The 13,426-nt window shown below is 44.7% G+C and carries 15 protein-coding genes; 3 read left to right on the top strand and 12 right to left on the bottom strand.

The window, feature by feature from the left end; all coding sequences use genetic code 11:
- Positions 1-3: 3 nt before the first annotated feature.
- The 5 genes from DPF90_RS16600 to DPF90_RS16580 form a co-directional block, all read right to left on the bottom strand.
- A complete protein-coding gene (locus DPF90_RS16600; protein ID WP_114787449.1) occupies positions 4-609 on the bottom strand; it encodes an XTP/dITP diphosphatase in 606 nt (201 codons plus the stop codon).
- 28 nt (positions 610-637) lie between these two features.
- On the bottom strand, positions 638-1,069 hold the full coding sequence (locus tag DPF90_RS16595; protein ID WP_114787448.1) for a DUF4426 domain-containing protein: 432 nt from the start codon (positions 1,067-1,069) through the stop codon (positions 638-640).
- A gap of 174 nt (positions 1,070-1,243) precedes the next feature.
- A complete protein-coding gene (locus tag DPF90_RS16590) occupies positions 1,244-1,801 on the bottom strand; it encodes a YggT family protein (protein ID WP_114787447.1) in 558 nt (185 codons plus the stop codon).
- Between the two features lie 40 nt (positions 1,802-1,841).
- The gene (gene proC, locus DPF90_RS16585) at positions 1,842-2,660 is read right to left on the bottom strand and encodes a pyrroline-5-carboxylate reductase (protein ID WP_114787446.1); all 819 of its coding nucleotides are present in this window, start codon (positions 2,658-2,660) and stop codon (positions 1,842-1,844) included.
- An 11-nt stretch (positions 2,661-2,671) separates the two neighbouring features.
- Entirely contained in the window at positions 2,672-3,400 is a 729-nt protein-coding gene (locus tag DPF90_RS16580; protein ID WP_114787445.1) for a YggS family pyridoxal phosphate-dependent enzyme, read from the bottom strand.
- 24 nt (positions 3,401-3,424) lie between these two features.
- On the opposite strand from DPF90_RS16580, the gene DPF90_RS16575 reads away from it, so the two are divergent.
- Positions 3,425-4,462 (top strand): type IV pilus twitching motility protein PilT, encoded by a 1,038-nt coding sequence (locus DPF90_RS16575; protein ID WP_114787444.1) that lies wholly within the window; start codon positions 3,425-3,427, stop codon positions 4,460-4,462.
- A 10-nt stretch (positions 4,463-4,472) separates the two neighbouring features.
- Positions 4,473-5,579, top strand: a complete 1,107-nt coding sequence (locus tag DPF90_RS16570) for a PilT/PilU family type 4a pilus ATPase (RefSeq protein WP_114787443.1) — start codon at positions 4,473-4,475, stop codon at positions 5,577-5,579.
- Between the two features lie 18 nt (positions 5,580-5,597).
- Here the strand turns inward: DPF90_RS16570 and ruvX are convergent, their stop codons facing one another.
- The 7 genes from ruvX to metK form a co-directional block, all read right to left on the bottom strand.
- A complete protein-coding gene (ruvX, locus tag DPF90_RS16565; protein ID WP_114787442.1) occupies positions 5,598-6,020 on the bottom strand; it encodes a Holliday junction resolvase RuvX in 423 nt (140 codons plus the stop codon).
- 18 nt (positions 6,021-6,038) lie between these two features.
- Entirely contained in the window at positions 6,039-6,602 is a 564-nt protein-coding gene (locus tag DPF90_RS16560) for a YqgE/AlgH family protein (RefSeq protein WP_114787441.1), read from the bottom strand.
- 54 nt (positions 6,603-6,656) lie between these two features.
- A complete protein-coding gene (gene gshB / locus DPF90_RS16555) occupies positions 6,657-7,607 on the bottom strand; it encodes a glutathione synthase (RefSeq protein WP_114787440.1) in 951 nt (316 codons plus the stop codon).
- An 11-nt stretch (positions 7,608-7,618) separates the two neighbouring features.
- Complete coding sequence (rsmE, locus tag DPF90_RS16550; protein WP_114787439.1) at positions 7,619-8,350, bottom strand: 16S rRNA (uracil(1498)-N(3))-methyltransferase; 732 nt, start codon at positions 8,348-8,350, stop codon at positions 7,619-7,621.
- 151 nt (positions 8,351-8,501) lie between these two features.
- On the bottom strand, positions 8,502-8,990 hold the full coding sequence (locus tag DPF90_RS16545; RefSeq protein ID WP_114787438.1) for a SprT family zinc-dependent metalloprotease: 489 nt from the start codon (positions 8,988-8,990) through the stop codon (positions 8,502-8,504).
- A 64-nt stretch (positions 8,991-9,054) separates the two neighbouring features.
- Entirely contained in the window at positions 9,055-9,852 is a 798-nt protein-coding gene (locus DPF90_RS16540) for a DUF2189 domain-containing protein (RefSeq protein ID WP_114787437.1), read from the bottom strand.
- 263 nt (positions 9,853-10,115) lie between these two features.
- Positions 10,116-11,270, bottom strand: coding sequence for a methionine adenosyltransferase (metK, locus tag DPF90_RS16535; protein WP_114787436.1), 1,155 nt, complete (start codon positions 11,268-11,270; stop codon positions 10,116-10,118).
- Between the two features lie 308 nt (positions 11,271-11,578).
- Between metK and tkt the strand changes: the two genes are divergently transcribed.
- Positions 11,579-13,426 (top strand): transketolase (gene tkt, locus DPF90_RS16530; protein ID WP_114787435.1); only part of this gene is annotated, 1,848 nt, incomplete at its 3' end.

Below are 13,426 nucleotides of genomic sequence, written 5' to 3'. Positions count from 1 at the left end.
AGACTACAAAGGCTGCGCAGATAATTGACTAAAGAGCTTCTGTAGAGCTTTACCACGATGTGAAAGCTGTTTCTTTCGCTGTGGTTCAAGTTCTGCTGAAGCGCAGTTTTCTTCTGGAACAAAGAACACAGGATCGTAGCCAAAACCATTTTGACCATGAGCCCTAGTAAGAATTTTACCTTCCCATGTGCCGTGACAAATAATTGGAGTTGGGTCGAGTTCATGGCGCATCATCACTAGAACGCAGTGAAAACGAGCACTTCGCTGCTCCTGAGGAACATTCTGCATAGCGGCAAGTAACTTATCGATATTTTGTCTATCTGTAGCCTCTTCCCCTGCATAGCGAGCAGAGTAAACGCCAGGTGCACCATTAAGAAAGTCGACTTCTAATCCTGAATCATCAGCGATCGCGGGCAGCCCTGTTTCTTTGGCGGCATGTCGAGCTTTGATGATGGCGTTTTCTATAAATGTTGTACCCGTTTCAGCGACCTCTGAAACCTCAAATTCACTTTGAGCGACCACATCGAACCCAAAATCAGCGATCAGGTCAGCCATCTCCCGAACTTTGCCTTGATTACCAGTGGCGAGGACAATTTTGTTTTTATTCATGGTTTTGCCTTGGAAGTTGCCCTTATGCTTATTCTTCTACATAAAATTTCTGGGAGAACTTTAACCTTCCAGTGCCTTTATTACCAGCATTGATGTCAATATCGAAAGTTAGATTCTCTTTGTCAGAAATAGAAAACTCGGCCAAATAGTATATTGCACTGCCTTCTTTTACTTGGGTGAATTCAAGAGGTTTGATTTGACCAATCAGATTTTTCGCCTGTCCTTTCACTTTGGCAGTTATCGCAGGCTTTCCTGCTTGGTAAGTATCTAGAACACTGATGTTTAGAACGGCGGAGTAACCATTACGCTTAAGTTGGTAGCTGTTGGCAACTTGTGGAGTAAGGAAAGTTGAGTTGAAGGCTGAGTAATGAACTTCAATTTCTTTGATGTTTTTGAATTGTCCAGCAAAGCTTGGCAGAGCAAATAAACTCGCGAGTGTTAGAGTGATCCATGTTTTCATTTTTTCTTCCTAAATAACTAATTTATATCGATAGCTGAGACACTTCTATCCGATGATACACTGGTGCACAAAGCTTCTCATCCATAATATACGGCTTTACAAATACGCTAGGTCAATAAAGAAAAAGCCATCTCGCGATGGCTTTTCTATCTAACTGTTTGGGGTATGTGTTGGTTACAGTTGGTACCAAATTGATCCAATAAGATCGCCCATTAAGAAGTTAGCGAACTGCAAGCCAATGAAAAGGACTAATACACTTAAATCAAATCCACCCATGGCTGGGATGATGCGTCTAATTGGCGCAAGCATAGGTTCAGTTAATTGATGGAATACATACTCAATTGGACTGCGACCTTGACTGACCCAACTTAAAATTGCACGAATGAGAAGTACCCAGAATAATAACCCACCCGCAGCTTTAATCAGAGAAAGCAGGCCTAGGTAGAAGAAATCGGCACTAAAAGATACTGAGCCGCTGGAGGCGATAAATATAATCGCCACAAACTTCAGAATGCACAGTACATAAGCAAAGAACACGGTAGCAAGATCGATACTACCCACCGAGGGTATGATTCGGCGAAGTGGTGCAACCACAGGTTGAGTCGCTTTAACAATAAACTGTGAAAACGGGTTGTAGAAATCTGCGCGTGCAGCCTGCAACCAAATACGTAAGATCACTACCATAATGTAAAGATCAAACAGGGTGGAAATTAGAAAACTCATTGAATTCATAGATTACCCTTAATTTCATAGAGCTCAAGGCTCAGAAGATTTAAAACTGTTGTTCCATTTCTTCGGCACGTGCAACTACAGCCTGCATGGCTTTTGACACTATATCCGAAAGTTGGTGTTGGTTAAATGTGCGCAATGCTTCTGCTGTAGTTCCACCTTTTGACGTTACTTGCTCTCGTAGCGTCGATAACTCTATATCTGGGTTGGCAACGACCATGTGTGCGGCGCCTAAAGCAGATTGCTGAACCAGCTCTCGCGCGGTATGTTTATCAAAACCTTGCGTAATAGCTTCAGCTTGCATGGCCTCTAAAAACAAAAAGAAGTAGGCAGGCGCACTTCCGGCTGCTGCAATTACGTTGTTGATACCACTCTCTTTTTGTACCCAGCAAGTTTTGCCTACCGCGCTCATCAAAGTGTTAGCAAAAGCCTTATCCGATTCACTGACTTGCGTTGGTGCAAACATGCCGCTCATGCCTAGGCCAAGCTGTGAAGGCGTATTTGGCATGACGCGAACAATGTTTAAGTTGTGATCGAGCATTTCACATAAACGCTGACAATTAATGCCAGCTGCAATCGAGATAACAAGTTTGTTTGACCAGTCTATCGATTGCAGGTCAGCGCACACGTCTTGCATCATCTGCGGCTTGACGGATAATACGACGACATCGGCTTGCTCTGCGGCGGCAATATTGTCGCTCGTAGTGTTAATTGAAAACTCTTGTTCTAGCGGCCTACGTCTTGTTTCTGAAGGTGCCGTTGCTGTGATGCAAGAGGCTGGGTAGCCCCCAGTGACTAGACCAGAGACGATAGCCTTCACCATATTACCCGCGCCAATAAAGGCGATGTTTTTATGTTCCATTGTTACTCTTTCTATTTGGTTTGAGGCTTACTTTTGTAATCACGAGCCCCAAAAATCGCCGTCCCGATGCGTACCATAGTGCTGCCTGCTTCAATCGCGGCCTCCATATCTCCACTCATCCCCATAGATAGCGTATCGATGGGCAGATTTGGAGAGCGTTTGGCAAGAGCCTCTTTGAGTTCTGCCAAGTGAGTAAATGCAGCCAATTGTAAGTCATAACTAGCGACATTGGCAGGAATTGACATCAACCCTCTTAAAGTGAGGTTTGGTAGTGAAGAAATCAACTCTGCGAGTGCAAAGATTTCTTGCTCTTCACTAGCTCCTGATTTTGAATCTTCACTGCTGGTATTGACTTGGATAAGCACTTGCAGGGGCGGCATGCCTTGTGGACGTTGATCGTTTAGCCGCTGGGCTATTTTCGCTCTATCTATGGTATGTACCCACGCAAAGCTTTCCGCGACAAGGCGAGTTTTATTGGACTGTATCGGTCCAATAAAGTGCCACTCTAGAGCTAAATCCGGATGGTTGTCAGAAAAATAAGCAACTTTATCAACACCTTCCTGAACATAATTCTCCCCAAAGGCTACTTGGCCAGCGACAGCTGCTTCGAGAATCGCTTGTGTGGGTTTCGTTTTACTGACCGCCAGAAGTTGCACAGAGCCCGTAGGGCGTCCACACTTTTGTTGTGCCATTCTCATTTGTGAGCTTATTTGTTCAATATTTTGTTCAATACTACTCATAGCTAACTTTAGTAAGGGGTTGAAATGGATATTGCTGAATTACTGGACTTTAGTGTAAAGCATAACGCGTCAGATCTACATCTTTCTGCAGGTGTATCCCCAATGATACGTATTGATGGAGAAGTCAGAAAGCTTGGAGTACCAGCGCTGAGTCATTCTGAGGTTCATCGGTTAATCTCAGATATTATGAGTGACTCCCAGCGTAGCGAATTTGAGGAGCATTTAGAAGTTGATTTTTCATTTGAACTTCCAGATGTTGGTCGTTTTCGTGTTAATGCGTTTAATCAATCGCGAGGATGCTCTGCTGTATTTCGGACTATACCTACTGTGATCCCCACGTTAGAACAATTGGAAGCGCCTGCGATCTTTGAAAGTATTTCTAATATGGAAAAAGGTTTGATCCTTGTAACAGGACCAACTGGATCAGGCAAATCCACGACACTGGCTGCCATGGTTGATTATATTAATCGCAACCATAACAAACATATTTTGACCATTGAAGATCCAATTGAATTTGTACATACCAATAACAAGTGCTTGCTGAACCAGCGTGAAGTGCATAAAGACACTCATAGCTTTAATAATGCTTTGCGTAGTGCTTTACGTGAGGATCCTGATGTTATTTTGGTTGGTGAGCTTAGAGACCAAGAAACAATAAGCCTTGCTCTTACTGCAGCGGAAACAGGACACCTTGTGTTTGGTACCTTACATACTAGTTCAGCTGCGAAAACCGTCGACCGTATTATTGATGTATTTCCGGGTAGTGATAAAGGCATGGTTCGCTCAATGCTCTCAGAATCACTCAGAGCTGTCATTGCACAGAAGCTACTAAAGAAAGTGGGCGGGGGCCGAGTAGCTTGCCATGAGATTATGATGGCGACGCCAGCGATTAGAAACCTAATCCGTGAAGATAAAGTTGCTCAGATGCAGTCTGTTATTCAAACCGGTGCGGCGCATGGTATGCAGACGATGGAGCAGCATTCGAAACAATTGATTGCTCAGGGACTTGTTGATGCTGAAGAAGTGGCGAAGAAAATTGAAGCTGAATCTGGAATGATGTAGAGAGGATATAATGGATATCAATGCTTGCTTACAAGGGATGTTGAGTGAAAAGGCATCGGATTTATATATCACTGTCGGTGCACCTCTTCTCTATCGCGTTAACGGGGAATTGAAGCCCATTGGTGATACTTTGTCATCTCAATCGGTATTCACTTTATTACACAGCATGATGGATGAAGAGCGTCAAAAGGAATATGCTCAAAGCCGAGAAGCCAATTTTGCTGTAGTGAAAGATTTTGGCCGTTTTAGGATCTCGGCATTTTTCCAGCGAGAGCTACCTGGGGCTGTCATTCGACGTATTGAAACCAGTATTCCGACTTTTGAGCAATTGAAACTGCCAGAAACCCTGAGAGATTTGTCGATTGCCAAACGTGGGTTGGTTTTAGTGGTGGGCGCGACAGGTTCTGGTAAATCGACCACTATGGCGGCCATGACAGGATATCGAAACAGTCATCGAAGTGGGCATATCCTTACTGTTGAAGATCCCATAGAGTTTGTACATGATCACGATAAATGCATTGTTACTCAACGTGAAGTTGGTCTAGATACTGACAGTTATGAAGTGGCTTTAAAAAACTCTTTGCGACAAGCGCCAGATATGATTTTGATCGGTGAAATACGATCTCGAGAAACGATGGAGTTTGCGATGAGTTTTGCTGAAACGGGTCATTTATGTATGGCGACGTTACACGCAAACAATGCCAATCAAGCGCTTGAACGTATTCTTCACCTTGTACCTAAAGAGCAAAAAGAGCAGTTTTTATTCGATTTGTCGATGAACTTACGAGGTGTGATCGCTCAGCAATTGCTTCGTGATAAAAATGGCAATGGTCGACATGGTGTGTTTGAAATCTTGCTCAATAGCCCAAGAGTCTCGGATCTGATCCGCCGCGGCGATCTTCATGAACTTAAAGTAACCATGGCTAAATCCCAACAATCGGGGATGCAGACGTTTGATCAGGCACTGTATCAGTTGGTCATTGACGACAAGATCACAGAAGATGATGCGCTTCACAGTGCTGATTCAGCGAATGATTTACGCATCATGCTCAAAACGAACCGAGGGGATAGTTTTGGTGGTGGTGCTTTATCCGACGTGAAAATCGATATGGATTAATTGAGCTCGATATTTTAGCTAACCATATTGGGCTTCAAACCAACTCTCAAGGATCACGACTGCAGACTGACAGTCGACATTGCCTTTACTCAGCGCCTTATATCCACCTCTGTTGAAGAGATCTGATCGGGCTTCTGTAGTTGAAAGCCGTTCGTCATGAAGTTCCACTGGCAAACCAAAACGACCGTGCAGCCTTTTGGCAAATTTCCGTGCTCTTTGTGTAATACTCTCAAGATCTTTACCATGGAGATCTGTCGGTAAACCGACAACTAATAAATTGGGTTGCCACTCTTCAATCTGCTTTTCGATGTCATTCCAGTTAGGAATACCATCATTGGCTTTGAATGCCTTAAGAGGGGACGCTGTACCAGTGACTTCTTGGCCTATGGCACTACCAATACTTTTAGTGCCAAAATCAAAAGCCATAATTGTTTTAGACATAATAATAAATAAAAAATGTTAGGCGTGACCAATATCACTGGATAGTTGGGAGGCATCGATACCGAGCATTTGTACGGCTTTTTGCCAGCGTTCATTGATGGGGGTGTTAAACATCACATCAGGGTCGGCTTCAATGGTTAACCAAGAGTTTTCAGAAAGCTCGACTTCCAGTTGCCCAGGCTCCCAACCCGAGTAACCCAAAGCTACGATATATTCAGTGGGTTCTTCTTCTGTGCCGAGTACTGCCAGTATATCTTTCGATGTAGTGACAGATATAGCGTCAGTCATTTGAATACTGGATTCATAATGATCTTTTGGCTGGTGGAGAATGAATCCTCGGTCGCCAGATACAGGTCCACCATTGAGAACGGGCTTTTCTAGACTACCTGTTTTGAGCTGAGGCTGCGCTGCCTCAACATCAACTTGTTTGAGCATTTTACCCACTGTGATGTCGATAGGAGCATTAATCATTAAACCCATAGCTCCGTCATCATTGTGCTCACACACATAGATGACACTGCGTTGGAAGTAGGGATCTTTCATCCCTGGCATCGCAACTAAAAAGTGGTTGGTTAAATTCATAGTTACTCCAGCGTAAACTCAGGTGCACCTTATGCACCTATGATCCTTGGGCAGTTACTGCTTGCCGATACGACGCTCTATTGCATCCATTAGCTTGCCCGTTATTGAGATATCAAACTCAGCCTCTATTTCACGAATACAGGTTGGGCTGGTTACATTTATCTCAGTCAGCTTATCCCCAATGACGTCCAGACCTACAAATATCAAACCTTTCTCTTTAAGTGTAGGCGCTACAGCCGCTGCTATCTGTTTATCTGTATCAGTCAGAGGCCTTGCTTCCCCTGTCCCTCCTGCGGCAAGGTTGCCGCGAGTTTCTCCTTTTGCCGGAATACGAGCGAGGCAATATGGCATAACTTCACCGTCGACAATCAGAATCCGTTTGTCACCGTTGCTGATGTCTGGTACAAAAGTTTGCGCCATGGCATAGTTCTGGCCATGATTAGTCAAGGTTTCAATGATCACAGACACATTTGGGTCTTCAGCTTTGACACGAAAAATAGATGCACCTCCCATGCCATCTAATGGCTTGAGGATCACATCTCCATGCTGTTGACGAAATTGCTTAATTTTATCCGCTTTACGCGTGACAATTGTTGTCGGTGTCAGCTCAGGGAACCAAGCGGTAAATAGCTTTTCATTACAATCACGTAGGCTTTGAGGCTTATTAACGATTAAGCTACCTTGTTGCTCTGCACGTTCCAAAATGTAGGTTGCGTAGATGTATTCTGTGTCAAACGGAGGATCTTTACGCATCAATATTGCGTCAAGACTCCCTAGCTCAATGGTTTGCTGAGATTTAAATTTAAACCAATCATTTGGATCTTCTTTTAAACAGACGATTCTGGTATCTGCAATCGCAATGCCTTGATCAAGATGAAGATCAGCCATTTCAATGTAGTGGATCTCGTAACCACGACGCTGAGCTTCTAACATCATGGCAAAACTTGAGTCTTTCTTGATGTTGATGGCCTCTATTGGATCCATCACTATGCCTAATTTGATCATTGTTTTCTCCATTAGCCAAGATCACCAAAGCGAACTTGTAGGGCTGTTATAGCAGTTAAAGCAGCCGTTTCCGTGCGCAGCACTCGTGGGCCTAGCAGGATATCCTCAAACTGGTAATGTCTTGTTTTTTCGATTTCTTCACTGGACAGCCCGCCTTCTGGGCCAATAAGCAGACGTATTTTGTTAACCGGTGTCGGTAGAGTATTAATCGAATACCTTGCTCTTGGGTGTAAATTGAGCTTTAAACCATCGTACTTCTCTGTGCACCACTGCTCTAATGACATGACAGGGCGGATTTCAGGGACGATATTTCTGCCGCTTTGTTCACAAGCGCTGATGGCAACTTTCTGCCATTGAGACAGCTTTTTATCAAAGCGCTTTTGGTCGAGTTTTACCCCGCATCTTTCCGATATTAGTGGAGTGATGGTATTGACGCCGAGTTCAACCGACTTTTGGATGGTGAATTCCATCTTATCACCACGCGATATCACTTGCCCCAAATCAAGATTAAGTGGAGATTCACTATTTCGCTCGATGCGCTCAGTGACCTCTACTTGGACGGCTTTTTTTGTGACTTCTGTGATGACAGCGGGATACTCTGCACCTAGTCCATCAAAGAGTATCACTTGCTGTTCGGTTTTCATACGCAGAACTCTTCCCACATGGCCTGCTGCATCTTCGCTTAGGTTTAGGTTTCCGAGCTGAGTGATTGCTTGAGGGTGGTAAATTCGTGGGATTCGCATCAGGGTAAATATCCGGAAAAGAAATAATTTAACTCCTAACATGGATGCGTTAGGGGTAAAAAACAAGGGTAGGTCGAACAAAGTTAGCGGTGGTTTTTTTCGGCTTTGCGATGGGCTTAGCGTCATCGAGCAGGCAACTAGTGACAAGTAGTTATGACTCTACGTAAATCAATGTTTGTTGGCAGGCCTTGCAGCTATACGAATTTTGATTGCGCTGAATTTTATTATGGCGACGTATGGTGAGTGGGTGGCGCCGACATCCGCATTGGTATTGATAGATTTTTCCTTGCACTGAATCTAGAGCGAAATCGTGAGTGGTGTTGGCGTTGATACCAAATACGGATGTCATTATGCTCTGCCACTCTTTTCCATGGGGTTTGACTCTGCCATACATCTGATAGGTAATAAGATGAGCAACTTCATGTGGAATCACTTCTTGTAAGAAGGCTTGTTGATTCTCGATGAAAAGAATGGGATTTAAACGGATTTCATTGAGCTGTAAGTACGCTTTTCCCGCTGCTTTACCTTTGAGGCGATAGTTGATTGTTGGCATGGTAAAGGAGTGCTGAAAGTGCTGTTTAGCTATGACTACATACTTTGCCATAATTTGTTGTGCGCGATAGCTAAGTTCTTTGTCCACAACGACTCCCAATAAATTCGCCCCAAGTAATGGGGCGAATAGTATAACGAATCAAGCAAGAGTACTAATGGTGCTTTTTCCTTATTGCCTCATGGTAAGCATGCCAGGTTCCGTAACCTAAAATGGGTATAGTGAAAAACATGCCTATCCCGTATGTCGCAAACCCAATTAAAATCCCGCCACAAATAATGCCAGCCCAGACAATCATGGCTGGAATGTTGGATTTGACAGCGTTAAAGCTGGTGAATACTGCCGTCATCATATCGACTCTGCGCTCCATCATCAGCGGAATGGAAAAGGCTGAAATACTAAATACGATGGCTGCTAAGACAAACCCTACAAGTGAACCTATTACCAGAAAAGGCAGAAAATCGGTAATAGGAGCACCTTGGACAGAGGGATAAAGAGCATGAAGAAGGGCAGCAATCCGCATCCAGAAAATCATACATACTGCGAGCATCACAGCAAACGCCCATTGTGACGAAGAGTTACGTCCAATGGCTTTCATTGAGTGTAATAGCTTTGGCTTGTGACCTTTTTCCAGTTCCCAAGCCGCATCATAGAGTCCTAAAGCAAGGAAGGGACCTATCAATCCGTACACAATTAAACTTGGCATTACAACCAGATGCGTGCCTTGCCACTGAACAAGTAATACGATTCCTATTGCTGCGGCCATAAAACATAAACCATAAAACCCGCTAATTAGAGGAACACGTATAAAATCTTGTAAACCGAGTGATAACCAATGAAAAGGCGCCGATACATTGAGCTCGTTACATGGGATTGTACGCGCATATTCACTGTCCGGCACGGGTTGTTGTTTTTGATCCATATCTTCTTGTTGGTTCACCGTACGAGGCATATATCCTCCTTGATCGATTCTCAGTCATAGGCCACTTTTCTTTGAAAGTGGCGTGTTGGAACACGATGCTCGGCTTTGCGACCGCTGGTTAAGCTGCGCATCTGTAACTTGTGGGTTAAGAAATCACCATTCGTTTCTTAACCTTTTGTTAACTATTGACCCCTTAACAAAAAATTACAAATTTGCTTATTGCTTTTTGTGGCATAAAACAAAGGGCTTCTAGATATCCAGAAGCCCTTTGTTAATAGGTCAATTTAATTAGATTAATTTAGGCCTGCAAACTCACGCAGTAGCACTGCTTTATCTGTCGCTTCCCATGGGAATTCTTCACGACCAAAGTGACCGTAGGCTGCAGTCTTTTTATAAATTGGTTGAAGAAGATTAAGCATCTCTTGAAGACCGTATGGGCGTAAATCAAAGTGTTGACGAACTGCTTCGACAATGACTTCCTTAGACACTTTTTCTGTACCGAATGTTTCCACCATAATAGACGTTGGATCGGCGATGCCTATGGCGTAAGAAAGCTGAATTTCACAGCGTTCTGCAAGTCCAGCAGCAACAATATTTTTTGCTACATAACGTGCTGCGTAAGCGGCACTGCGGTCCACTTTAGATGGATCCTTTCCTGAGAATGCACCGCCACCATGTCGGGCTGCACCACCATAGGTATCGACAATGATTTTACGACCCGTTAGACCACAGTCACCCATAGGTCCACCAATAACAAAGCGGCCTGTTGGGTTGATGAAGTAAGTGGTATCTTTGTTTAACCATTCAGAAGGAAGAACAGGTTTGATAATCTCTTCCATTATCGCTTCACGAAGATCAGGTGTAGAGATAGATTCACTGTGTTGAGTTGAAAGTACAACTGCATCAATGCCTACGATCTTGCCTTGATCATACTGAAACGTAACTTGAGACTTAGCATCAGGTCTTAGCCAAGGGAGGGTACCGTTTTTACGTACTTCGGCTTGTTTTTGAACCAGCAGATGAGAGTAAGTGATTGGAGCTGGCATTAACACATCGGTTTCATTGGTTGCGTAACCAAACATGATGCCTTGGTCACCAGCGCCTTGCTCTTTAGGGTCGCTCTTATCGACACCTTGGTTAATATCTGGTGATTGCTTACCTATGGTGTTTAGAATGGCACAAGAATCGGCATCAAAGCCCATTTCTGAGTTGATGTAGCCAATATCACGAACGGTTTGACGAGTTAGCTCTTCGATATCTACCCATGCTGAGGTTGTGATTTCACCACCTACCATCACCATGCCAGTTTTGACGTAGGTTTCACAAGCAACGCGAGCTTTAGGGTCTTGTTCAATAATCGCATCAAGCACTGCATCGGAAATTTGGTCTGCAATTTTATCTGGATGACCTTCTGATACTGACTCAGAAGTAAACAGGTGTTTAGCCATGATAGCTCCGCTTTAATTTGGGATAGTGAATGCGCTCATTCACTAGTATAGAATAGGTTCAATAATAGTAGGTGTATCTACTTCTAGACGTCTATTTTAGTTTTGCGAGTGCTAATTTCAAGCTTTTTTTACTATTTCATATTCAATTGTTTGCTTTTTAGAATCCAGATATTGTTGATTGTTATATTAGTTTTTAAAGTTACTAGAGAGCGCGTATTAGTCAGTAAAACGTTTGCAGTGGCCTGAACGCTCTGAGAGAATAAAGGACATTCAAATCTGTTTTTCGCTTAATGCACTCAGGAGCAAACATGTCTTCCCGCAAACACCTAGCTAACGCTATTCGTGCCCTTAGCATGGACGGCGTACAACAAGCCAATTCTGGTCACCCAGGCGCCCCAATGGGCATGGCGGATATCGCTGAAGTTCTTTGGCGCTCACACCTAAATCACAACCCAGCAAACCCTGAATGGGCCGATCGTGACCGTTTCGTACTGTCGAACGGCCATGGCTCTATGCTGATTTACTCTCTGCTGCACCTTTCAGGCTACGCGTTGTCGATTGATGAGCTGAAAAACTTCCGCCAATTGCATTCCAAAACGCCAGGTCACCCAGAATATGGTTACGCGCCAGGTGTTGAAACAACTACAGGYCCWCTTGGCCAAGGTATTACCAATGCAGTTGGTATGGCCCTTGCGGAAAAAACGCTAGCGGCGCAGTTTAACAAGTCAGGCCAYGACATTGTCGATCACTACACCTACGCCTTTATGGGCGATGGCTGTTTGATGGAAGGGATCTCACACGAAGCGTGCTCTCTGGCGGGTACGCTAGGTCTTGGTAAGCTTATCGCGTTTTGGGATGACAACGGCATTTCAATCGATGGTCACGTTGAAGRCTGGTTCTCTGACGATACGCCTAAGCGTTTTGAATCTTACGGCTGGCATGTTATTCCAGCGGTGGATGGCCACGATCCTGAAGCGATCGATGCGGCGATCAAAGCGGCAAAAGCCGATCCTCGTCCAACATTAATTTGTACTAAAACTATTATTGGTTTTGGTTCACCGAATAAATCAGGTTCTCACGATTGTCACGGTGCCCCGCTTGGCGCTGATGAAATTGCAGCTACTCGCAAGCAATTGGGTTGGGAACATGGTCCATTTGAAATTCCTGCGGATGTGTATGCCCAGTGGGATGCCAAAGAAGCTGGTACAGCCAAAGAAGCGGCGTGGAATGACAAATTTGACGCTTATGCTGCGGCTTACCCAGCAGAAGCGGCAGAGCTTAAGCGTCGTCTAAATGGCGAACTGCCTGCTGAGTGGGAACAAAAAACCAGCCAAATTATTGCAGACTTGCAAGCTAACCCAGCCAACATTGCTTCACGTAAAGCGTCGCAAAACGCGCTGGAAGCCTTTGGTCAAATGCTGCCAGAGTTTCTGGGCGGCTCTGCCGACTTAGCGCCTTCCAACCTTACCATGTGGTCTGGCTCTAAATCAGTATCGGCGGAAGATGCGTCAGGTAACTACATTCACTACGGCGTGCGTGAATTTGGTATGACGGCYATCATGAATGGTATTGCTCTGCACGGCGGCTTTGTCCCTTACGGCGCAACTTTCCTCATGTTTATGGAATACGCGCGTAATGCGATGCGTATGGCTGCGTTGATGAAGATCCAAAACATCCAAGTCTACACGCACGACTCGATTGGTTTGGGTGAAGATGGCCCAACACACCAGCCTGTTGAGCAAATGGCTTCGCTGCGCATGACGCCAAACATGAACACATGGCGCCCATGTGATCAGGTTGAATCTGCCGTGGCTTGGAAACTGGCGATTGAGCGGAAAGATGCGCCAACTGCTCTGGTTTTCTCTCGTCAAAACCTCGCGCAGCAAGAGCGCAGCGCAGAGCAAGTGGCGAACATTGCCAAAGGTGGTTATATCCTAAAAGACTGCCAAGGCCAGCCAGAGCTTATTTTAATTGCTACGGGTTCCGAAGTAGAGCTTGCCGTTAATGCGGCGGCTGAGCTAAGCGCGCAAGGCAAGCAAGTACGCGTGGTGTCTATGCCATCGACTGATGCCTTTGACAGACAAGACGCAGCGTATCGTGAAAGCGTTCTACCATCAGATGTAACAGCGCGTGTGGCTATTGAAGCCGGTATTGCC

This window comes from Vibrio tetraodonis (genome assembly GCF_003350295.1).
Taxonomy (GTDB): domain Bacteria; phylum Pseudomonadota; class Gammaproteobacteria; order Enterobacterales; family Vibrionaceae; genus Vibrio; species Vibrio tetraodonis.
This window is presented reverse-complemented; position numbering and strand designations above follow the sequence as displayed.

Coding starts and splice junctions, on each gene's coding strand:
- DPF90_RS16595 (WP_114787448.1), bottom strand. CDS start 1,069: ATGAAAACATGGATCACTCTAACACTCGCGAGTTTATTTGCTCTGCCA.
- rsmE (WP_114787439.1), bottom strand. CDS start 8,350: ATGCGAATCCCACGAATTTACCACCCTCAAGCAATCACTCAGCTCGGA.
- proC (WP_114787446.1), bottom strand. CDS start 2,660: ATGGAACATAAAAACATCGCCTTTATTGGCGCGGGTAATATGGTGAAG.
- DPF90_RS16600 (WP_114787449.1), bottom strand. CDS start 609: ATGAATAAAAACAAAATTGTCCTCGCCACTGGTAATCAAGGCAAAGTT.
- gshB (WP_114787440.1), bottom strand. CDS start 7,607: ATGATCAAATTAGGCATAGTGATGGATCCAATAGAGGCCATCAACATC.
- ruvX (WP_114787442.1), bottom strand. CDS start 6,020: ATGTCTAAAACAATTATGGCTTTTGATTTTGGCACTAAAAGTATTGGT.
- DPF90_RS16560 (WP_114787441.1), bottom strand. CDS start 6,602: ATGAATTTAACCAACCACTTTTTAGTTGCGATGCCAGGGATGAAAGAT.
- DPF90_RS16570 (WP_114787443.1), top strand. CDS start 4,473: ATGGATATCAATGCTTGCTTACAAGGGATGTTGAGTGAAAAGGCATCG.
- DPF90_RS16540 (WP_114787437.1), bottom strand. CDS start 9,852: ATGCCTCGTACGGTGAACCAACAAGAAGATATGGATCAAAAACAACAA.
- DPF90_RS16580 (WP_114787445.1), bottom strand. CDS start 3,400: ATGAGTAGTATTGAACAAAATATTGAACAAATAAGCTCACAAATGAGA.
- DPF90_RS16590 (WP_114787447.1), bottom strand. CDS start 1,801: ATGAATTCAATGAGTTTTCTAATTTCCACCCTGTTTGATCTTTACATT.
- DPF90_RS16575 (WP_114787444.1), top strand. CDS start 3,425: ATGGATATTGCTGAATTACTGGACTTTAGTGTAAAGCATAACGCGTCA.
- metK (WP_114787436.1), bottom strand. CDS start 11,270: ATGGCTAAACACCTGTTTACTTCTGAGTCAGTATCAGAAGGTCATCCA.